17 protein-coding genes are annotated in these 21840 nt (G+C 59.6%); 7 read left to right on the top strand and 10 right to left on the bottom strand.

Features of this window, described 5'->3' with window-relative positions; genetic code table 11:
* Positions 1 to 3: 3 nt before the first annotated feature.
* Complete coding sequence (locus JS46_RS05350; RefSeq protein ID WP_051905572.1) at positions 4 to 2583, bottom strand: EAL domain-containing protein; 2580 nt, start codon at positions 2581 to 2583, stop codon at positions 4 to 6.
* 229 nt (positions 2584 to 2812) lie between these two features.
* Here JS46_RS05350 and JS46_RS05355 point away from each other — a divergent pair, with 229 nt between their 5' ends.
* The gene (locus JS46_RS05355; RefSeq protein ID WP_033748735.1) at positions 2813 to 4465 is read left to right on the top strand and encodes a methyl-accepting chemotaxis protein; all 1653 of its coding nucleotides are present in this window, start codon (positions 2813 to 2815) and stop codon (positions 4463 to 4465) included.
* A gap of 229 nt (positions 4466 to 4694) precedes the next feature.
* The gene (locus tag JS46_RS05360) at positions 4695 to 4985 is read left to right on the top strand and encodes a hypothetical protein (protein WP_033748737.1); all 291 of its coding nucleotides are present in this window, start codon (positions 4695 to 4697) and stop codon (positions 4983 to 4985) included.
* A 67-nt stretch (positions 4986 to 5052) separates the two neighbouring features.
* Here the strand turns inward: JS46_RS05360 and yajD are convergent, their stop codons facing one another.
* Positions 5053 to 5400 carry an HNH nuclease YajD gene (gene yajD / locus JS46_RS05365; RefSeq protein ID WP_033748738.1) on the bottom strand — a complete coding sequence of 116 codons (348 nt, stop codon included), beginning with the start codon at positions 5398 to 5400 and terminating at the stop codon, positions 5053 to 5055.
* Between the two features lie 121 nt (positions 5401 to 5521).
* On the opposite strand from yajD, the gene JS46_RS05370 reads away from it, so the two are divergent.
* Positions 5522 to 5821 carry a hypothetical protein gene (locus tag JS46_RS05370; protein ID WP_033748739.1) on the top strand — a complete coding sequence of 100 codons (300 nt, stop codon included), beginning with the start codon at positions 5522 to 5524 and terminating at the stop codon, positions 5819 to 5821.
* A gap of 20 nt (positions 5822 to 5841) precedes the next feature.
* Here JS46_RS05370 and JS46_RS05375 read toward each other — a convergent pair whose 3' ends face one another.
* Positions 5842 to 6315: a helix-turn-helix domain-containing protein gene (locus JS46_RS05375; RefSeq protein ID WP_033748741.1), complete on the bottom strand. Its 474-nt coding sequence runs from the start codon at positions 6313 to 6315 to the stop codon at positions 5842 to 5844.
* A 125-nt stretch (positions 6316 to 6440) separates the two neighbouring features.
* Here JS46_RS05375 and JS46_RS05380 point away from each other — a divergent pair, with 125 nt between their 5' ends.
* Positions 6441 to 7649, top strand: a complete 1209-nt coding sequence (locus JS46_RS05380) for an MFS transporter (protein ID WP_051905573.1) — start codon at positions 6441 to 6443, stop codon at positions 7647 to 7649.
* 226 nt (positions 7650 to 7875) lie between these two features.
* On the opposite strand, the gene JS46_RS05385 is transcribed toward JS46_RS05380, so the two are convergent.
* Positions 7876 to 8907: a methionine synthase gene (locus JS46_RS05385; RefSeq protein WP_033748743.1), complete on the bottom strand. Its 1032-nt coding sequence runs from the start codon at positions 8905 to 8907 to the stop codon at positions 7876 to 7878.
* Positions 8908 to 8933: 26 nt separating this feature from the next.
* On the bottom strand, positions 8934 to 9917 hold the full coding sequence (locus JS46_RS05390) for a DUF1852 domain-containing protein (protein WP_033748745.1): 984 nt from the start codon (positions 9915 to 9917) through the stop codon (positions 8934 to 8936).
* A gap of 407 nt (positions 9918 to 10324) precedes the next feature.
* Here JS46_RS05390 and JS46_RS05395 point away from each other — a divergent pair, with 407 nt between their 5' ends.
* Both JS46_RS05395 and JS46_RS05400 read left to right on the top strand, forming a co-directional pair.
* The gene (locus tag JS46_RS05395; RefSeq protein ID WP_033748747.1) at positions 10325 to 11095 is read left to right on the top strand and encodes a transporter substrate-binding domain-containing protein; all 771 of its coding nucleotides are present in this window, start codon (positions 10325 to 10327) and stop codon (positions 11093 to 11095) included.
* A 73-nt stretch (positions 11096 to 11168) separates the two neighbouring features.
* The gene (locus tag JS46_RS05400; protein WP_033748748.1) at positions 11169 to 12257 is read left to right on the top strand and encodes a DUF2817 domain-containing protein; all 1089 of its coding nucleotides are present in this window, start codon (positions 11169 to 11171) and stop codon (positions 12255 to 12257) included.
* Here the strand turns inward: JS46_RS05400 and JS46_RS05405 are convergent.
* Positions 12242 to 13009, bottom strand: coding sequence for a 2OG-Fe(II) oxygenase (locus tag JS46_RS05405; protein WP_033748749.1), 768 nt, complete (start codon positions 13007 to 13009; stop codon positions 12242 to 12244). The genes JS46_RS05400 and JS46_RS05405 overlap by 16 nt on opposite strands.
* Before the next feature lie 98 nt (positions 13010 to 13107).
* On the opposite strand from JS46_RS05405, the gene JS46_RS05410 reads away from it, so the two are divergent.
* Positions 13108 to 14043: a LysR substrate-binding domain-containing protein gene (locus JS46_RS05410; protein WP_051905574.1), complete on the top strand. Its 936-nt coding sequence runs from the start codon at positions 13108 to 13110 to the stop codon at positions 14041 to 14043.
* Here the strand turns inward: JS46_RS05410 and JS46_RS05415 are convergent.
* The 4 genes from JS46_RS05415 to JS46_RS05430 are packed head-to-tail and all read right to left on the bottom strand — an operon-like array spanning position 14016 to position 21801.
* Complete coding sequence (locus JS46_RS05415) at positions 14016 to 16214, bottom strand: glycoside hydrolase family 2 protein (protein ID WP_033748752.1); 2199 nt, start codon at positions 16212 to 16214, stop codon at positions 14016 to 14018. The genes JS46_RS05410 and JS46_RS05415 overlap by 28 nt on opposite strands.
* Positions 16211 to 18907 (bottom strand): response regulator, encoded by a 2697-nt coding sequence (locus JS46_RS05420; RefSeq protein WP_051905575.1) that lies wholly within the window; start codon positions 18905 to 18907, stop codon positions 16211 to 16213. The genes JS46_RS05415 and JS46_RS05420 overlap by 4 nt, the downstream gene beginning before the upstream one ends.
* Before the next feature lie 9 nt (positions 18908 to 18916).
* Positions 18917 to 20320, bottom strand: a complete 1404-nt coding sequence (locus tag JS46_RS05425) for a DUF3131 domain-containing protein (protein WP_033748754.1) — start codon at positions 20318 to 20320, stop codon at positions 18917 to 18919.
* Positions 20305 to 21801 (bottom strand): DUF3131 domain-containing protein, encoded by a 1497-nt coding sequence (locus tag JS46_RS05430; protein WP_051905589.1) that lies wholly within the window; start codon positions 21799 to 21801, stop codon positions 20305 to 20307. The genes JS46_RS05425 and JS46_RS05430 overlap by 16 nt, the downstream gene beginning before the upstream one ends.
* Positions 21802 to 21840: the final 39 nt, after the last annotated feature.

The raw sequence follows: 21840 nt of genomic DNA on the forward strand, positions 1-21840 counted from the left end.
GCGCTATGGCGAGGTCGGCGCGGCGCAGTAGGTTTCAACGATCTGCGCCAGCGGCTGAGGTTTGCCGAGGTAGTAGCCCTGCAGACCGTCGCACTCCATCAGTTTAAGCTGTTCCATCTGCGAGGCGGTTTCGACCCCTTCTGCGGTCACGCTCAGCGAGTAGGCCTTGCCGAGTCCGACCATGTTCTCGACAATCTGCCGCGCCTGCGCGGAGTCGTTCAGCGGAAAGATGAACGATTTATCGATCTTGATACCGTCGAACGGAAAGCTGCGCAGATAGTTCAGCGAGGCGTAGCCGGTGCCGAAGTCGTCGATTAAAAACTTCACGCCCAGCGCTTTGATCGCCTGCATCACCTCAAGCGTGGTTTCCGGATCCTGCAGCATGGCGTTTTCCGTTACCTCGATCTCCAGCCGACCGCTCGGCAGGCCGGTGGCGTCCAGCGCGGCGCGAATACGCCGCGGCAGGCCTTTATCGCTGAACTCTACCGCGGAAAGGTTGACCGACACCGTCAGGCCCGGCAGGTCGCGGTGCGTATCTTTGCAGGCGCGCAGCAGCACCCAGTCGCTCAGCGCGCCGATCAGCCCGGTCTCTTCCGCCAGCGGGATAAACTGATCGGGCATCAGTACGCCGTGCTGCCTGTGGTGCCAGCGCACCAGCGCCTCCACGGCGGTGACGCGCGCGGATCGCACGTCATAGCGCGGTTGCCAGGCGAGGCGCAGCTGGTTAGTGTGGATCGCCTCACGCAGTTCGCGCTCCATTTCGCGCCGCTGCACGATCTTCTCTCCCATGTCGCGCTGATAAAACACCCAGTTGTTGCGCCCGGCGTTTTTCGCCTTATAGAGGGCGATATCCGCATAGCGCAGCAGATCGCCAGGATTGTTGCCATCCTGCGGCGCCAGCGCGATGCCCAGGCTGGCGCCGATAAAGACGTCGCCGCCGTTAATGGTAAAGGGCAGATTGATCTGGTCGATAATATGGCTGCACAACTCGCCGATCTCTTCCCGGCTGTGAATGCCGGAGACGATCATCACAAACTCGTCGCCGCCGAGCCGGGCGGTCATCCCGGCATCCTTAAGAACGGCGTTGAAGCGCAGGGAGACGTCGTGCAGCACGCTGTCGCCGGCGGCGTGGCCGTAGAGATCGTTCACCGGCTTAAACTTATCCAGGTCGATCATAATGACCGCCAGCGGGCAATCGCTATGCAGCGCATCGCTGAGCTTGCCCGCCAGACAGGCGTTCATCTGCGCGCGGTTGGGTAACCCGGTCAGTTCGTCGAACTGCGAGAGATAGCGGACGCGCGCCTCGGCCTCGACCTCGAGGGTAACGTCGGTGGCGGTACCGCGGTAGCCCTTTTTCCCCTGCGGCAGGGTAACGGGACGCAGCGTGAGGTTGCAGAAGCGAATATGCTGCTGCGCGGATCGGTAGCGGCAGCGCAACAGCGTCAGCGGCTCGGCGGGCTGCTCCCGCTGCGTCAGCCGCTGCGGCAGGTCGGCGTCGTCGAGCAGAAAATCGTGCAGCGGCTGCTGCAGCCAGTCCTGGCTGTGATAGCCGGTGACGGCGGGAAAACGGCCGGAGATCCAGGTAAAGCGCAGCTGCGCGTCCGCTTCCCAGATCCAGTCGGTGGTGCTCTCCGCTACGTCGCGAAAGCGCTGCTCGCTGGCGGCCAGCGCCTGCTGGCTCTGCTCCAGCAGAAAAGTGCTGACGTCGCTATGACGCGCTTTGCGCAGCGCGTTGCGCATCAGCATGGTGGCGGTGAAAAAGGTGGCGCACATCAGCAGCGCCAGCAGCGGCAGCAGCCAGGTGAGCAGCGCGCCGCCGGGATCGTCGCTCTGCCACTTCAGCGTCACGACGCCGCCCAGCGCCGACGCGAGGTAGCGGTCATGCTCGCCTGTGCCCTCGGGCGGCGCGTCGGCGTAGCTAAGTTTTTTAATGCCATACTCCGCGCCCGCGCTTGCCAGCTTGGCGGGGGTCAGACGATCGACAAAAATCATGATCGAAGGCGGGCCCGCGACCATTTTTACGCTGTGGTCGCCGCCGGGGGTAATCCAGGCGGCGCCGAGTAGCGCCAGCTGGTCGCCGACGCGCACCAGCCGCGCTATCGCCTTGCCGTCGCTCTGCTGTAGCCGCTGCTTCAGGGCGTTAAGCGCATCCTGCCCCAGCCACGCCTGAAAGCTCTTGCGGCGCAGCGCGCCGTCGAGCACGCTGTAGCGCGTTTCGCCATTGGGCGCGATGACGAATACGCCCTCGTAGCCGAAGGTTTTGAACAGCGATTCGCCCAGATTCTGGTTGCGCCAGGCCCAGTCGAGGTTCAGCGTACGATGCAGGTTGTTATAGGCTTCGCCCCATTCAGCGTTGTCGCTAAGGTGAAAACGCATGCTCTCTTCGCGGCTGGCAAACGCCTTGCCCAGCAGCAGCCCGCTGCGAAGATCCGCTTTATCGTTCAGATCGTCGGCCACGCAAAGCAGCGCGGTCAGCGCGGCGCAAAAAGAGAGGCCGAGCAGCACCAGCATTATAAGCATCGGTTTTCTGACCAGGCCGCGCGCGCGTCCGTCAGATGAGGGATGAAAAGCGTAAGTCGTCATGTTTAGTCGCCGCGCCAGAGAATCGATAAAGGGTATTCCAAATACCTCTCCCGGTTATCGGCAGCTGGGCCATGGACTACAGCCTGAGTAGAGAGGAATGGCGATAATCTGAGGCAGGTGTCAAAGCACGGTAATAAAATTAATTAATGGCGGGACGTTGCCGATGATAAGGAGGCTAAACCCTGCCTGAACGCATAAGGACAGGGACGCTTACCTTATGGAGAACAGGATGAACATTACCCAACGCCTGCTGTTGGCATTTTCGCTGCTGTTTGGCGCGATTATTTTACAGGCCGTACTGGCTATCTCGCTGCTGTCCGGGTTTCAGGATCGCTTCGAATATGTCCAAGCCAACGCCATTCCCTCAATTAAAGATCTGGGAAAAATGATTGATGAAGGCAATCAGCTGGCGATTACGCTCTACAAGCACCAGAGCCAGACCGAAGACGCGAAGTTTGTAGATGTGGAAAAAAACATCAGCGATAGCCTGGCGCAGATTAAATCGCAGATCGACTACTACATGGCCAACGATATCTCCAGCGACGAAGATAAGCGTCTGACCAACCTCGCCTATGAGAATCTGCGCGCCATCAACGATCGCCTGCCGGCGTTTATCGCCGCTTCTCATGCGCACCAGGATACTTTGACGCTCGGACTGATCGAGGGCAATGAGGGGGTCGGCGCGGCGATTCGCCAGATGATTGCCGACTACCAGAAACAGCTGACGCTGAATATCGATATCAGCAACCAGCTGCGCGATACCAACCGCAGCCTGTTCACAACGGTGCTGTGGGCCACCATCGGCGGCGTTATTGCCACCGTCGTGCTGTTCGGTCTCTTCTCCACCGTCACCATTCTGCGCATTCGCCGCAGCCTGTCGGCGATGGGCAACGTGATGGCGCGCGCCAGCGACAGTCTTGACCTGACGCTGAACGCTGATGAAAGCCGCCGCGATGAAATTGGCAATATGGCGCGCGCCTTTAACCACCTGATGCAGCGCGTCGCCTCGGCGCTCGCCTCGGTTAATCAGGCGTCGCAGTCGGTCAGCAGCGCATCGGTGCAGATTACCGCAGGCAACGAAGATCTCTCTTCGCGCACCGAGCAGCAGGCGGCGTCGCTGGAACAGACGGCGGCCAGCATGACCGAACTGAGCGAGACGGTGCGCCAGACGGCGGATAATACCCGTCAGGCGAGCCAGCTGGCGGCCAACGCCAGCAGCCTCTCTGAGAAGAGCGGCGAATCGCTGACCACGATGCTGGCGACGATGGACAATATTCGCGGCAGCTCGCGCAAGGTGAACGATATTGTTTCGCTGATCGAAGGCATCGCATTTCAGACCAATATCCTGGCGCTCAACGCCGCGGTAGAGGCCGCGCGCGCCGGCGAGCACGGCAAAGGCTTCGCCGTCGTAGCGGGCGAGGTAAGAAACCTGTCGCAGCGTTCTACCGCCGCCGCCCATGAAATCAAGGCATTGATCGAAGCCTCGCATCAGCTGACGGAAGCGGGCGCCGCGCAGGCGAGCGACGTAGGGCGCAATATGGACGTGATGAAAGACGCGATTCGGCAGGTGAGCGATCTGGTCGGCGAAATCGCCGCTGCCGCAGTCGAGCAGAGCCAGGGCATCGCGCAGGTGCATCAGGCGGTGAACCAGATGGATGACGTCACGCAGCAGAACGCCGCGCTGGTGGAAGAGGCGTCGGCGGCGGCGCAGTCGCTGCAGGAGCAGGCCAGCACGCTGACCGAACTGGTCGGCAAATTCCGCGTCGGTAACGACTTCGAGGCTGTCGCGCCGCGTGCGCCGGCGGTACAGCCTGCGCGTCTGCGCACCCCCGCGCCGCAGCGCGTCGCGGTGCTTAACGAAGCGGACTGGCAGAGTTTCTAACGCCAAAAGCGGGGATGCCGCCTGCGGTCGTTCCCGTTAATACGCAATAGCCATCCGGATGGTGAGTTCGCCTCCGGATTGTTTCAATCTTTTATCCCACCTTTCCGCACGACGACGCGTCTCCATCCGCCTTTATCCTCTGGATAAGATATATCTTAAATGCACATTTTCAAAACAATAGCGGCTATAATTTAAGTTATCTTAAATTACATGACGATCGAGGATGACTATGGCTAGCTATACAATCCGGGTCGAATTGAAAGATCAGACCGAAAAAATGCGCACCGAGCTACTTTTCACGATGCTGGATAATGGTTTTTCCCGCAGCGTGGTATGTGAAAGGGGCTTTACCTATGCGCTTCCCTCCAACGAATTTATCTATGTCGGCACGGAGAAGATCGCCCTTCTGATGAATCGGATCGTGATGTTGATCAGCAAATTCAGCGACAATCCGTCGGTGCTGGTGACCCGTTCGGACGAGAGATGCTGGTCAGGACTGCGCGTCGTTCATCTGGAATAGCATGATATTCCTCCGCCGCAGGCCGAGAGCGAGCAGGGCAGCCAGCATGCTGGCTGCCCTGCATGCGTTATTTTTTCTTATTGAGCATCGCCTGCAAATCAGCGAAGGGGTTATAAGTGGCGGCGCCGATATCGTTTTGCGCATCCTCACCCGCTACCACCCGTGTGCCGTACTGGTCCGCTTCCGTGTACTTTGAGTGTTCGTGGTCATGACAGTAGAGGCACAACAACTCCCAGTTGCTGCCATCTTCCGGATTATTGGTGTGGTCGTGATCGATATGGTGGACGGTGAGTTCTCGCAGGTTCGAATAAACAAATTCGCGCGCGCAGCGCCCGCATACCCACGGATAGATTTTCAGCGCTTTCTCGCGGTAGCCGCTTTCCAGCCGCGCGTAGTTTTTAGGGATCAGAGCCATGGTGGTTGTTACCTGTTAAATAATATTGCCTGTGCAAACCCAGCTGCAATTGATGTAAGCCGTGAGTCAGCGATTTCATTTTATGATAACTGTTATGCCGTCATTCAATGAGGAAAATAAGATGGACCAGTCATTCACGCAAGAAGAACAGCGGATAATTATGGAGACGCTGACGCGTCACGAAGAGGCGTTAATCAGACGGGTCGCCGAGGTTATCGTCGAAACGGAGTCCGCTGCCAATGCGGAGTTTGCCGCAGCCGGCATTAACTTTACTCAGCACTCGCCGGCAAACGCCGATTACCTGACCATCTTTCTCTTCGGTAAGCTATTTGACCGTCTGCACGAAGGCAATCTGTCAACGGGAGAGAAGATTTTAACGATGGAAGCGAAACGGCTCGGCATTAGCCTGCACGTGGAGTAAGGTTCAGGCGGCGGCGCGTATCACCGAGGATAATCCTCCTCTTCGCCAGCCCTAACGCGCCGACGATGACAGTCGGACGGCGCCAGTCGCGCCCCGTCGCAGGAGCGCACTTCTAGCGGCTCAACCGGCATGCCATGGGCATTATCCACCAGAACCGAGTGCGTTTCGCCTTGTTCAAACAGATAGCGCTCGCCCCACTGACGTATTGCCACCACCACCGGGAATAGGGTTTCGCCCTTTTCGGTCAGAACATATTCCTTATAGGCGCTGCCGTCTGAGGCCGGGCAGAGGTCAAACACGCCAATATCAACCAGGTGTTTTAGCCGGGACGCCAGAATATTTTTCGCCAGCCCCAAATTTTTCTGAAACTCGCTGAACCGGCGCACGTCGTCAAACGCCTCGCGGATGATCATCAGAGACCAGCGCTCGCCAATCGACTCAACCGTCCTGGCAATGGGGCATTCGCTGGTCTTGAGTGATTCCTGTTTCGCCATCTGTTAACTCTCCGCTCGCTTCTGATGACGCCAGCATAATCCGTCGCAAAAGAGGTTGCAAAAAAAAACCACCACGGTAGATTCTGTCGACTAGGTAGTTTCAAAAAGAAACCAGAAGAGAGCCTATGCAGATTAAGGCAGACACAAATCCAGAAGTTGCGATAACGCCCGCACAGACTCACCCGATACTTTCGCCCTGGATAACCTTTTTATTCTCGCTTACCTGCGCCCTGGCGGTGGCGAACGTCTACGCCGCACAACCTCTGCTTGAATCCATGGCTGCTAGCCTCAATTTGGCACCCGGCCTTATCGGCAGCGTCGTCACCCTGACGCAAACCGGCTACCTGATCGGCTTGCTCTTTCTGGTGCCGCTCGGTGACTGGATGAACCGCAAAATGTTAGTTATTGCGCTGCTGCTATTCTCGGCGCTGGCTTTAGCACTGGTCGGGCTGGCGCCAAATCTGCCGATCCTGCTGGGCGCGATGCTGCTGGTCGGCCTGATGGCGGTGGTAGTGCAGTTAGTGGTGGCGTGGGCCGCGGTGCTGGCCGATCCCCAGCAGCGTGGCAAGGTTGTCGGCACCGTCACCAGCGGCATCGTGTTAGGGATCCTGCTGGCTCGCTTTATCTCAGGGGCGATCGCCGACCTTGCCGGCTGGCGCGCGCTCTATTGGCTTTCCGCCTGCCTGATGCTGGCGATCGCCCTGGTGCTGGCCAGGCTTATGCCCGCGACCCCGCAACCGGCGGAGCGGCCCCGCTATGCTACGCTGATGGGCGCTTTTTTCCGCCTCTATGCCACAGAACCGCAGCTCAGGACGCGCGGAATTTTCGCGCTGCTGATCTTTGCCGCTTTCAGCATGCTGTGGACCACGATGGTCATGCCGCTCACCGCTATGTCGCTTTCCCATACGCAGATCGGACTGTTTGGTTTCGCGGGCGTAGCGGGCGCGCTGGCAGCGTCGCGAGCTGGAGGATGGGCAGACAGCGGCAGAGGTCGGCGCGCAACCGGCGCCGCGCTGGCGTTGCTGACGCTCTCATGGTTGCCTATTGCCGGTGCTGAAATATCGCTGCTATGGCTGGTTATGGGCATCATTGCGCTCGATTTTGCCGTGCAGACAGTTCATGTGATTAATCAGAGCGCGATCATTGCCGCCCGGCCTGCCGAGGCCAGCCGTCTTGTCGGCGCCTATATGGGCTTTTACTCAGTGGGCAGCGCGCTGGGCGCCTTCGTCGCCACCCAGCTCTATGCACTGTGGGGATGGCAGTCGGTCTGTCTGGCTGGCGCGTTGGTAAGCCTCTGCGCCTTTGTTTTGTGGGCCAGGCTGCATGAATCCTGAAAGTATATATCCTCGTTTAAGGAGCAATAAGGTTACTCATAAAGGGATATACGTGCGAGAAGGGCGAATGGATGCAGAGGGGAAAATTATTTTCAGTTATGTATGGCTGAGCGCGATAAGGGATGAGTGGCTGCGTCTGCATATCTCTCATGGGTTGAGGCTGGATTTCAGCCCGATCAGGCGCTACCTGATCGGGCTGCATTTTCACGTAGCGCTCGTCCCGACGTTACTTCGCCAGCAGCTCTCTTCTGACAATCTCCGCGCCCGCGCTCAGCGCATTGAGCTTGCCGTTCGCCACGTGGCGAGGCAGCGGGATCATGCCGCAGTTGGTGCAGGGATAGAGCTTATCGGCGTCGACAAACTGCAGCGCCTTGCGCAGGGTGCTGGCCACCTCTTCCGGCGTCTCGACGGTGTTGGTCGCCACGTCGATGGCGCCCACCATTACTTTTTTGTCGCGAATCAGCTCAATCAGATCCATCGGCACGCGCGAGTTCTGACATTCGAGCGACACGATATCGATATTCGATTTCTGCAGCTTCGGGAAGATCTCTTCATACTGACGCCATTCCGTTCCCAGCGTCTTTTTCCAGTCGGTATTAGCTTTGATGCCGTAGCCGTAGCAAATATGCACCGCCGTTTCGCACTTCAGACCTTCAATAGCCCGCTCCAGCGTCGCGATTCCCCAGTCGTTCACTTCATCAAAGAAAACGTTAAAGGCAGGCTCATCGAACTGGATAATATCGACGCCGGCCGCCTCAAGTTCTTTAGCTTCCTGGTTGAGAATTTCGGCGAACTTCCACGCCAGCTTTTCGCGGCTCTTATAGTGGCTATCGTAAAGCGTATCGATCATCGTCATCGGGCCAGGCAGCGCCCATTTGATGGGCTGGCTGGTCTGCTGACGTAAGAATTTCGCATCCTCGACGAAAACCGGCTTTTGACGGCTCACTTCACCGACCACGGTCGGCACGCTGGCGTCGTAGCGATCGCGAATTTTCACGATTTCGCGCTTTTCAAAATCGACGCCGCTCAGGTGCTCAATAAAGGTGGTGACGAAATGCTGCCGCGTTTGCTCGCCATCGCTGACGATATCGATGCCGGCCTGCAGCTGATCCGCCAGGCATAAACGCAGGGCGTCTAGCTTGCCGTCGACTAATTCTCGATCCTGCAATTTCCAGGGCGACCAGAGCACCTCAGGCTGTGCCAGCCAGGAAGGTTTAGGTAAGCTGCCGGCGGTAGAGGTTGGTAATAACTTTTTCATCAAGCGTGACCCTGTCGGTTAAATAATCAAAGAACGGAATGCGCAACCCATTGTTCAAGCATCGTCTGGTAGGGTTTAATAAAGTTCTCTTCGGTGAACTTACCCTGCTCAACGGCCAGCTGGCTACGTTCTTCGCGGTCGTAAACAATGCGCGTTAAAGAGTAATCCTGATGATTCAGGTCTGGCTGATAACGTTTTCCCGCCGCTGAATTGGCGTTATAGATTTCAGGCCGGTAAATCTTCTGGAACGTCTCCATGGTGCTGATAGTGCCAATCAGCTCAAGGTTGGTGTAGTCCGCCAGCAGGTCGCCGCTAAAGTAGAACGCCAGCGGCGCGACGCTATTAAGCGGCATAAAATAGCGCACCTGCAGCCCCATTTTGGCAAAGTAGCGGTCGGTTAAAGAGGGCTGATCCTGCTGATATTCGACGCCCAGCACCGGGTGGTGATTATTGGTTCGGTGGTAAACGTTTTTGCTGGAAACGCTCAGGCAGATAACCGGCGACTTTTGAAAGCACTCTTTATAAGCCGCCGACGCAACGAAACCTCTGAAGATGGCGCCGTGCAGATCGCCGAAATCCTCAGGAATGGTGAATTCCGCTTTATTTCTATTGTGCTCATTGAGCCGTACGCTGAAATCGTAATCGCGCACGTAAGAAGAGAAGTTATTGCCTGGAATACCTTCGATACGCTGGCTGGTTTTGCGGTCGATGATATTAGGTCTTAATATTTCAATTACCGGAAAAGTGGCGCGGCGGCCTTCCGTCTCGATAATCATTTCAGCAGAAATAATATCGACTTCGACGGCATAGCGATCGCTGTTCGGGTTATCCCATTGCGCCAGCGAATTGAAACGGTTGTCAATCATCGCCAGCGCGTTGCGCAGATTCTGCTGGCGTTTGTCGCCTCGGGCCAAATTGGCAAAGTTGGTGGTGATGCGCGTATTTTCCGAAGGATTATAATTTTCGTCGAAACGAAGAGTTTTAATCGTAAAGTTGAAGGGTTGCGTCATTTTAATCTGGCATCCTAATTCGTGATGGACAATCTGGCGTTAATTCTTTCTTTTCAGGATATCCCGATTTGTTAAGCTGCTATCTCGTTCACAACTTTTCGCGTTACCAATACTTAACATCCATGTATCTTTTATGCCTGAGTCGGGAATCAACGAAAAGTGATATAAATTCAACGAACATGAGCTTTTTTCATGATCGCCTTTGCCCTCATGCGGTGGGCAGAGCAAGCCCGGAATAAAAAAAGCAGGCGTTAAGCAAAACTTAACGGGGCGGATAAATTCGCTAACGTATTAACAACTATAAGAATTAACTCTCGATCAACCCGCGTTTTCGGTGGTGGCCGGTCGTCCGTCATGGTATTAACTCTGGATGACGTTTTATCCTTGCCCGCCTGCTGGAGAGAATAATGAAAAAGAGTCTGTCCTTCGCTTTACTGCTGTCGCTGGGCGCGTTTAGCCAGCTTTCGCTGGCCGAACAGACGCTGCGCTTTGGCGTCGATCCGACCTTCCCGCCGTTTGAATCCAAAGCCAGCGATGGCTCGCTGCAGGGTTTTGATATCGAGCTGGGCAACGCCATCTGCGCGCAGGCGAAGGTGACGTGCCAGTGGGTGCAGATCGGCTTTGACAGCAGCATCCCCGCGCTACAGGCGAAGAAGTTCGATGCGATCCTTTCGGCGATGTCGATGACGGAAAAACGCCGCGAGCAGGTCGACTTCAGCGCAATGATCTACAACACGCCGAGCGCGCTGCTGACGCCGAAGAACAGCGCGCTGACCGACGATATCGGCACGCTGCGCGGCAAGTCTGTCGGCGTGGCGCAGGGAACGATTCAGGAGACCTACGCCAAAGCGAAGTGGGCGGCGCAGGGCGTCAATATCGTTTCCTACCCGAACCAGATGGAGATCTACCCGGATCTGGTGGCTGGTCGCCTTGACGCTTCGCTGGCGAACGCGGTGTCGGCGGCTCAGGGTTTCCTCAATACGCCCGAAGGCAAAAATTACGCGATTCAGGCGACGCTGGTCGATAAAGAACTGCTCGGCAACGGCGTCGGCATTGGCCTGCGCAAGGGCGACGCCGCGAATCTCAAGCTGATCAACGACGCGCTGGCGCAGCTGCACGCTAACGGCACCTACGACCGGCTGGCGAAAAAGTATTTCGCCTTTAAGGTTTACCCATAAGCAGCGGTGCGCGTCGCCCTCAGCCGCTGGCCGGTTAAGGGGCGACCCGCCGCTGCCCGTCACAGGAAATCCCATGTCCGATCTGCCGCATTACGCTTCCCAACGCGCCCGTTTTGTCGCCGCCGTCGAGCGCCAGAATGGCGTTCTGACCTCTTATCGGCATCCGCTGCCCGGCCCGCAGGGCGAAGCGCTTTTTACCGATGTCGCGGTGCTGGGCGATCCCCAGGCCGCTAACCTGATGCTGATTATCTCCGGCACTCACGGCGTAGAGGGCTATTACGGCTCCGACAGCCAGATTGCATGGCTCAATCGCTTTCATCTCACCGCCTTGCCCGACGATACCGCGATCGTGCTGCTGCATCTGCTTAACCCTTGGGGAGCGGCGCATTTGCGGCGCGTCAATGAAGACAACGTCGATCTCAATCGGAACTTTATCGACTTCGCCCAGACGCCGCCCGCTAATGCGGCCTATGCCGAATATCACCATTTTTACCACGGCGAACGCGCTCAGGCCGATCGGCTGCTGCAGGCGGCCCTCGACGGCGCGGGCTGGGGCGCGATAAAGCCGGTGGTGGAAGCGGGGCAGTATCATTTTGCCGACGGCCTGTTTTATGGCGGTGCGCAGCCCAGCTGGTCTTATCGCACCCTGCAAACGATCGTTGAACATCATCTCGCGCGCGCGACGACCCTCCTCAGCTTCGATTTGCATACCGGCGCGGGCGCGTGGGGACATCCGATACTGCTCTCGATCGCCGAACGGCCCGTCGCCGCACATCAGTGGGGAAAAACGCTCTACGGCGAATGGCTGACCCTGTTGTTCACCGGCGCCGGACGAGAGAGCGACACCGGCGTAACCGCCACCGCCACGGGCTATCTTTCGCAGTTCCTGCTGGACGCCTTGCCCGATACGCATATTTTGCCGCTGGTGGTGGAGTGCGGCACCTTTCCCGGCGAAGAGATGCATCGCCGCGTGCGCGACGATCACTGGCTGCACCTGCAGGGCGATGCGGCCAGCGAGGCAGGGCATGCCGTCAAACAACGGCTGGTGGAAGGGTTTTGGCCATCAGACCGCGACTGGCGCGATCTGGTGGCCTTTCGCACCCAGCAGATTTTCACGCGGGGGTGGAACGGCTTACTCGACCTGGATCACAGCCGTCCGTAAAAGGTCATGCGCGCCGTCTCGGAGAGCGCCACGCCCGGCTCGGTATTGTAAGCCAGCACGGCCAGCATACGCGTGATATCACCTTCGGTCGGCGTTACCCGGTGCAGCGAATTGCGGCCGCGAAACAGCACCAGATCGCCGGGGTCGATCTCCAGCGCCTCCACCGGCCGGCGCTGATCCAGCACCTCGGCCACGCCGTCGAAGTTCATCTCGCCGGCATCGGCGTCGCGCAGATCCCTCACATACTGGAACAGGCCGCCGCCGCGCGGCTTCTGCACCAGCAGGGTGATGGCGAAAGAGGAGTTGTCAAAGTGCCAGCCGAGTTCCTGGCCGTCGGGCGCGTAGTGCAGGTTGATGGAGGAGAGCGGATCGGCATAGGGATAGAGCGCGCTTTCTCCCAGCACATCGCACAGGAACGCTTTAAACAGCGCGTCGTTGTAGAGCTGGCGCAGCGGCGACTCGGCACCGATCAGGTCGTCGGTAATACAGCCTTTGGTGCTGTTCACATCGCGATTGCGCGGATGATCGGCGCTATAGGCCGCGTCGGGTTTCATCAGATAGACGTTGTGCTTGCTGACGGTGTGAAAAGCAAGATGGCGCTGCGCCTCGCCCTCGGCAACGATCGCCTGCAGCGCGGCGGGCTGTAAAAACTGACGCAGCACCAGCGCGCCGTGCTGGTTGAGCTGTTCGCGGCAATCGCGCCGCCAGCGGGCGTCGGCGAGCGGGTGTAAATCGAAACGGATCAAGTCCATCGCAGCGGTTCTCATCATAGCAGGTGGATGAAAACTGTAACCTGCTGATATGTTGGTGCATAACGATAGTTATTTAACGACCTGTTAAGGAAAGATTAATGCCCGCCCAGTCGCCGCGTTTGCCTAAAATCAGCGTTATTCAGTCGTTCAAGGTTGCTGCGGAGCTGGGCAGCCTGGCGAAAGCGGCCGCCCAGCTGGCGCTGACGCCCGCTGCGGTAAGCCAGCAAATCCGTCAGTTAGAGGAGCAGCTCGGCAGCGCGCTTTTCGTGCGCACGCAGAGCGGCGTCATGCTCACCGAAACCGGCAAAGAATACCTGCGCTACGTGACGGAAGCCTTCGATATTTTGCATCTTGGGCAGCAGAACCTGCGGCACGTCGCCCTAATGCCGAAGCTGACGCTCTATGCGCTGCCGGCGCTCGCCTCAAAGTGGCTGTTGCCCAACATTATGCAGTGGCGCGAACGCTGTCCCGATATCGATCTCTCGCTGCACGGCACCCACGCGCAGGTGGACTTCAACGCCACGCCGGCGGATTTCGTGATCTGTTTCGGCGAGGATCGCTATCCGCAGCTCGAGAAGCAGCGCCTGTTTGTAGATGAGGTGGTGCCCGTCGCCAGCCCGTTGCTGCTTCAGCGCTATCCGCTGGCGCGCGCGCTGGAACAGGCGCCGTTAATTCATCTCGACTGGGGTAATGAGGGGCGGTTTCTGCCGGACTGGCGTAGCTGGCTGCAGGCCAGAGGCGCGGCAACGCCGGCGGCTCAGCCATCGCTCAGCTTTAACCTGACCTCGCTGGCGATTGACGCCGCGGTCGCCGGCGCAGGTTTGCTGTTAGGGCAGAAACGGCTGATCGCCGCGGAGCTGGCGCGCGGCGATCTGGTGGCGATTGATGCGCTCAGCCTGCCGCTCAGCAAAGCCTATTATCTCGCCTGGCCGCAGCGCTCGCGCAGCCAGCCGGGCAGCGAAGCCGTAATCGCGTGGCTCGCCCGACTCGCGGCAGAACCTGCGGTTTACGGCGTCACGCCAAACTCCATCTGATTACGCGCCAGGGTTTTATTGCCGCTATCGACAATGCGCGTCGTTACGCGCAGCGCTCCTGTGCGTGACGGTGTCACCGGCAGCTCCACCACTTTTTTACCGCTGTCAGCGGCGATATCGACCGGCTGCTTGCCCTGCGCCAGCACGCTGTCGCCCTGGACGATGCGCCACTCAAGCTGGCTGCCGTGGTAAGCGACCGGCAAATCGTTGATGGTCCACAGGTTGATTTGTCCGGTCTGACCGACTTTCCAGTCGAGCCTGTTGGGCTCTATCGACGGCAGCAGCGGCTGATAGGCGCGCTGCATCGCGAAATAACCCGCTTTCGGCTGGCGCAGATAATCGACGACGCCCCAGTTTGCGGAGGGCCAGGTTTCCACGAACATAAACTGAAACAGCGCGGTGACCGGCTGAAACCGCTGACGCCGGTAGCTTTCCGCAGCGATAGCGACCAGCTGCGCCTGATAGCGCTGGGTATTGGCGATAAAACTCTGAATAGTGTCGCCGCGTGAAATTTTCGCGTTCTGGAAGGTCTGGATAGGCTGAAAATTATGATACTTCCAGCGCACCCACTTCGGATCGCCTGGCTGGGTAGTGGCAGGCCAGAGCTCGCTGCGCGGAATAAAGGTGCGCAGCGTGGCGAGTCGGGGCAGCGCCTGAGCGCCGAACTCGGTGATGGTGGCGGTTTTCGCCGGCTCCAGCAGGTTCGCCAGCGAGCCGAAATACCAGCCTGCCCAGTAGTGCTCTTCCACGGCGGAGAAGGGATGCACAATGCGGCTGGTGTCCTGCGCCAGCGTATCGGCGACGCGCTGCATCAGATTGCGGTTGAGATCCTTATGCCAGTCGGGAAAGCGCTTGCCCATCCACGGCGAGTTGAATGGCGGTTCGTTTTGTCCGCCCCAGACCACCACGGCAGGCGAGTTGCCGAACTGCTCCACCATCTCCTGCGTCTGCCTGACCGCGTTGTCGGCGAAGGCGGCCGTATCGTTATAGCCCCACTGCAGCGGCACATCCTGCCAGATCATCAGCCCGCGCTCGTCCGCCGCCTGGTAGAGCGCGCGGCTGGCCACATGACCATGCACGCGAATGGCGTTGGCGTTCATTCGCTCCACCATATCGAAATCGCGCGCGTAGCGCGCCTTGTTCATGGTGCTGAGCCAGGGCGATCCGATGTAGTTGGTGCCGCGAATAAACAGGCGCTGGCCGTTAACCAGCCAGCCCTGATTTTGCGCCTGCTCAATAACCTGACGCAGTCCGGTGCGGCTGCTGCGCTGGTCGAGAACGCCCTGGTCGTCGCGCAGTTTCACCTCGACCTGATAGAGCGCAGGCTTGCCGTAGCCCTTCGGCCACCAGAGCTGCGCCTTCGGCATCGGCAGCGTGACGGCAATGCGCTGCGCTGCGTCGCCGCTCGGCTGCAGCGCCACGGCCTGCGAGAGGCGATAGGTCTCGCCGCTGAAATTATCGGGCCGCGCGGTGAGGTCCAGCGTCGCCGCTTTCGCCGCCGGGGCGCGATAGACGAATTCAACGCGCAGGCGCGGCTGCGTCAGTCCCTGCGACCAGTCTGGTCTGAGGATCACGTTATCAATCGCCACGCTGCGACTGAGGCGTAATCTCACCGGCGACCAGATGCCGCCGGAGTTTGCGTCCTGTCCCTGCGGCGACCAGGCGCCCCCAGGCCGGGAGTCGTGCTGATTCAGAATGCCTTTCATCAGGTTTTTGCGCAGCGGCCAGTTCTTTTGCGGATCTTCGAACGGGCTGTCGACGCGCACCGCCAGCCGGTTATAGCGCCTCAGGCTGTCGGTAATATCGACGGCGAAGCGCTGAAAATAGCCTTCATGCCGCGCCAGTTTCTTGCCGTTGAGCCAGACGTCGGCAAAGTAATCTACGCCGTCGAACTCCAGCGTCGCCAGCCGATCGGCCGCCGGCTTGCGCAGGGAGAATTCGGTGCGATACCAGAGCGCGCCCTGATGATCCCAGCCGGCGCTGTACCAGTTTGCCGGCACCCGCAGCTTGCGCCACGTCCGATCGCTGCCGCGCCAGCCGACAAAATCGGCGTCGTTGGCGTCGTGGGCGCGCCACTCTCCCGCCAGCGACCAGCTCTCCGGCGGCGGAAGCGGCGCGGCGTACAGCGGCGCGCAAATCAAGACGCTCAGCGCCAGGGCGTAACGCATCATAGCTTCTCCTGCAGGTGGCGAAGTTGAGTAAAGAGCGCATCCGACTGCTGCTCGAGTTCGGTTGTCAGTGCGGCGCTATCCAGCTGCGCCTCATCGCGGGCTGACTCCTCCAGCGCCTGGAGATAGCGCGTGAAGGCGTCGAAGCCAAAGGTCGAGGCTTCACCGCGCAGCTTGTGCGCCAGGCGGCGTATACGCGTCATATCCTGTTCGCAGAGCGCGCTTTTCAGCTGGGCGATCATCTCCGGCAGGCCGGTGGCGAACAGCGCCAGCAGCTCGCTCAGCAGCGCGTCATCCAGACCAAGCCGCGTCGCCAGCGTCTGCCGATCGGGCGGCGGCGAGGGCGCGACGGGCTGCGCTGGCGTCGGCAGCGTGACCACGCGCAGGATCTCGTCGTTCAGCGATTCCAGGCTGACCGGCTTCGACAGATAGCCGTCGAAGCCGTGCTGCAGGCAAAATTCTTTATCGCCCTTCATGGCGTGCGCGGTCATAGCGATAATGCGCTGATGCGCCCGGCCGGGACGGCTCGCTTCGCGCTCGCGGATCAGGCGCGTCGCCTGCTCGCCATCCAGTTCAGGCATCTGCAAATCCATCAGGATCAGATCCCAGCTCGCTTTATCCAGCTGCTCCAGCGCTTCAAGGCCGTTGCCGACGATGGCGAACTGGTGGCCGAGCCGCGTCAGGAAATGCGCGGCCAGCTTCTGGTTCACCAGGTTATCTTCCGCCAGCAGAATGCGCAGCGGCCGCTCCGCGCTGGCGGCAAGCTCGCGCAGCGGCGACAGAGGCGCGACGGCGCTGGTCGGCTGCAGCGCCAGCGCCTGCCTGATGACGTCATACAGCTCGCGCTGGTCCACAGGCTTGCCGAGAAAGTAGTTCACGCCGATGCGGGCGAGCTGATCGGCGTCCATCACGCGGCTCATCGAACTGAGCATAATGATCTGGCTGTCAGCCAGCACGGGCGTCGCTTTGATCTCCTGCGCCAGCGTCATGCCGTCTTTATCGGGCATCTGCGCATCCAGCAGGATCAGCGAGAAGCCAGGATGCGCCTGTAGAATCGCCAGCGCCTCGTCGGCGCTGGCCGCCAGGCTCGGCAGCAGGCCCATATTGCGCAGCATATCGCTCATGATATGGCGGTTGGTGGCGTTATCGTCCACCACCAGCACCGGCACGCTGCCGAAGCGCGGCGAGGTTTTCAGGGCGTCGCTGACGGGCTGATGCGGCGCGGGCAGGCTAAAGCTGAATACGCTGCCTTTACCTGGTTCGCTCTGCACGCGCAGCTCGCCGCCCAGAATCTCTACCAGCCGCGCCGAAATGGTCAGCCCCAGTCCGGTGCCGCCATATTTGCGCGTCGTCGAGGTATCCGCCTGGCTGAAGGATTCAAAAATCAGCTGCTGCTTGTCAGCGGGAATGCCGATACCGGTGTCGCGCACCTGGAAGCGCAGCCTGTTGGTCTGCTCGTCGCGCCGCACGGAGAGCTCGACCTCGCCGGATGGGGTGAACTTCAGCGCATTGCTCGCCAGGTTAGTCAACACCTGCCGCAGCCGCACGCTGTCCGCCGTCAGCAGATCGGGCACGTCGGGCGCGACGTTAACCAGCAGCTCGACGTTCTTTTCCGAGGCGGTAGGCATCAGCGGCCGCATCAGCGCATGCAGAAAGCCGCGCAGCTGGAACTCCTCCTCGTCCAGTTCGATCTTGCCCGCTTCAATCTTGGAGTAATCGAGAATATCGTTGATAACGCGCAGCAGCGTATGGGCCGAGTGGTAAACCAGCGTCATATACTCGCGCTGCTCAGCGGTGAGCTGAGTATCCAGGCAGAGCTGGGTCATGCCGAGAATGCCGTTCATCGGCGTGCGGATTTCGTGGCTCATATTGGCAAGGAAAATACTCTTCGCCTCGTTCGCGGCCCGCGCGGCAGCCAGCGCCTGCAGCGAAAGCTGCTCCGCCTCTTTGCGTTTGGTGATGTCCTGCAGCGTGCCGATGACGCGTGCGGTTTCGCCGCTGACGGTCACGCTTGCCACCTGGCCGGAAAGCAGCATCCAGCGGTAGTTTCCGTTACGGTGTAACAGACGGATCTCGCTTTCGAACACCGGCAGCTGCTGGTTGCTGGCGCTGGAGAAGAGCTGTTGCAGCGGCTCGCGGTCGTCGGGATGCAGCAGCGTATCAAGGAAGCTGGCGCTGTAGTGCCAGGTCTCGCGCGGGTAGCCCAGCATATTGAGCAGCGCGTCGTTGACCTGCAGCAGATCTTTTTGCTGCTGCCAGTCCCAGATGCCGATCTGGGTAGATTCCGCCGCCAGCACGAAGTCGGCGTGCAGCTGGTTGCGCGATTCGCTGATCGGTTCGAAACCCGTGATATCGATATGCAGGCTGACGATGCCGCCTTCCGGCGTGCGGTTGTGCTGCACAAAGACCTGCCGGTTGCCGATGCGGCGCATTTCGCTGTGGTTATCCAGGCGGCAGCGGCTGACCAGATTCTCAATCATCGCCTGCCGGCTCTGCTGATTTTCTGTCATATAGGCGGAGGCGATAAAATCTTCCGCCAGCTGCGTCAGCGTGATGCCCAGGCGAATGCGCGCTTCTATGCCGGGATAGAAGCGCACCACCTGATTATTGAAGGCGATCAGGCGCTCCTGGTCGTCATACATCAGTACCGCCGCGCGCAGCGAATCGAGCGCTTTAGGAAGCTGGCTTTCAGGCATCACGCCTCCTTAATTGGGGCTACCGCGCTGGGCGGCGTAGTTAACAGGAAAACAGCGGTTCGGCGTGGTGAAGGGATCCTCCAGCTGCCGACGAAAATAGCTCTGCTCGCCAGGTTCGCTGTCGCGAAGCAGCGCGCCCATATTGGCTTTAAACAGCAGCGCCTCCAGCACCATGGCGTTAGTGGTGAGCGTAATGGCGCGATTGTAGTCGCCGGTCGCCTCGACGCGTCCTTCGAACCAGCCGCGCTGCGGATCGTTCTGCCGCTGGGTCATCGCCATCAGCGCGTCGGTAAAAGGCGTTTGCCACAGCGCCCAGAGTCCGAAAACGGCGCGGGTCGACACCTGCGCCAGACGCGGCACCCATTTACCGTCGTCAGCCAGCGTGTTCCAGGCGTAGCCGTTGGCGAAAATGGTGTCGTTGACGTGCCAGGGCGGCGCGGAAATATTGAAATCGCTGCGGGCGGTCAGGATATTTTTCTGCTGCCAGCGCATCTCCTGCACGCGATAGACATTGCTGGCGCGCTGGCGCTGAAGCGTCACGATATCGCGATCGGCGCCGGGCAGCGTCCAGGCGTACTCCATGCCGCTTAGCACATAAGGCGTGGTGGTAATCGCGGCGGGTGTCCAGGTAGTGCGCGGATCGCGCGCGTCGATATCGAGCGCCAGCCCGTCGATAATCACATGCTGGGACGGCGGACGCAGCGACTGATCGTTGGCGAAGCCCCAGAGACCGAATCCCGCCGCGCTGTATTCGCTGTCGCCGAGACGGCCTTCCGCCTGCGGCATCAGCTTTTTATCGCGCATCTGCCCGGCATAGAGCTGTCCTTTATCATCCACCACGCGACAGAAGTCCCAGCGTAAAATCACGCGCTCCAGATATTCACTGTACTGAGGATGAAACGCCGCCACGATGCGCAGCGCCATCATCAGCCGCGCCATATCTTTCGCCGACCAGCCGATGACCTGCGGCGTATTGCCGTAGCCCACCATTGCTACGCTGGTGGCGCTGTAAAGCAGATTCGGCACGTTCGCCGAGGTGAGCGGCAGGCGGTTCAGGGTGCCAAGAATCAGCGTCAGGCGGCGATCGAACGCTTCATCATCGATCAAATCGAGCTGGCGCGCCGCCGTGAGGGCGATCAGGGTATCGCCCATCTGCCACAGGCTGACCACCGGTCGTTTATCGCTGCCGTTCACTAGCCCGGTTTGCGGCTGCGCGTTGTTCTCGAAGTAGCGCCAGGCGATAGTCGCCCAGCGTCGCTCCTGCTCGTTGAGCGCGCCCAGCCGCGCGGTGGTGTGCCAGCCGCCGTTGACCAGCCAGCGCCAGCCTGCTCCCTGGTTCCAGGCCAGCAGGCCAGTAACCAGCGCTATCGCCAGCAGCAGCGCGAGAAGAAGACGAATTACTGTTTTAGGCATGTCGTCGCCACCGGCGGTAACTTAACGGGCGCCTGACTGTCGCAGCGCGCGCATTTGCAGGCCTGACATGACGGAGCGCTGCGCACGGCGGTGCCGCTCTGCTCGCACCAGTTTTTTATGCCTGGCGTGACGTTAAGGAACGGGCGGTTGCGCGGCGTGTTGTTGGGTTCGAAGATATCGACCAGCCGTTTCTCCCACATAGAGGGCGCATAGCTGGCCTTACGCGGATCGTTGCTGTTAAAGCGCAGCAGCTTGCCTTCTTTCTTGAATAGCAGCGCCTCCATCATGATGCCGTTGTTATTAGCGGTGAACTCTTTAATCGGGCCGTCGCCGTTTTCATACAGACCTTCGTAGTAGCCTTTACCCTGTTCGTCGGCATTTTCTATGCTGTCGAACAGGCGGTCTGTATAGGGCGAATCCCACAGCACCCACATGCCGAGCGCGGCCTTGAGCGAAACCGCCGCGACGTTGGGCACATACTGGCCTTTGTCAGTAATGGTGTTCCAGTTGTAGCCGTCGCTAAACACCGTGTCGTAAACGAAGTAGGGAGATTTATCGAGCTGGTGCTCCGAGCGCGCCGTGAGCGTCCCGGTGATCATGTAGCGGTTTTCCTGCGCCTGATAGACGCGGTCGGCGAAGTTTTTCATCCACGGATGGCTAAAGTCGCGCGCATCGTTATCGCGATCGTCGGCGTTGTCCCAGCCCATCTCCAGGCCGTGCAGCAGATAAGATTCGGTCACCACGTAGTTATGCTGGTTGGTCATGCGCGGATCGCGCGTGTCGTAGGGCACCAGTACACAGTAGATATCCGCCAGCGCGTAAGGCTCGGGCCGGCTCGCCTGGCAGGTGGTAAAGCCCCACAGCTGGTAGCCCGATGCAGCATACTCCTCATAGCCGAGTCGGCCTTCCTGCACGTATTGCGGCTGTTTTTTGCCGTCGAGATAGGCGCCGTAAAGCGTGCCGCAGTCATCCACCACGTGGGTGAAATCCCAGCCGAGCACCACGTTGTCGATGCTGTTGCCGTGCTCCGGATAGCGCTCTTTGATGATTTTCAGCCAGAGCAGCATGCGGCCGATATCGATGGCGGAGAAGCCGATCTCGCCGGGTTTGTTCAGGTAGTCCACTTTCTGGCCGGTAATGGTGTTGTACGCCTTATTGGGCACCTGGTTCTGGAACAGCACCAGTTTGTTCAGCGTCGCCATAAACTGCAGCAGACGCCGGTCGAACTCCGCTTTATCGATAATGCCGAGCTCGCGCGCCGCCGTCAGCGCCGCCAGATAAGAAGCGCTGTCCCACATAGTGGTGGAGGGATATTTGTTAACCGCGTTCACCAGGCCAGTCGTGGGCTGCGTGTTGGCCACAAAATAGGCCCAGGCGTTTTTCGCCACCGCCATTTCGCGCTCGGTCAGTTCGCCGTGACGCACCTTGTAATCGGACGCAGGCAGGCTAACCGCCGCCTGAATCGCAGGCGCCAGAAACATCAGCGCAGCCAGCAGGGCAGCGAGGCTGGAACGGCGAAG

The organism is Pantoea sp. NGS-ED-1003 (assembly GCF_000738765.1).
In the GTDB taxonomy this organism is placed as follows: domain Bacteria; phylum Pseudomonadota; class Gammaproteobacteria; order Enterobacterales; family Enterobacteriaceae; genus Pantoea; species Pantoea septica.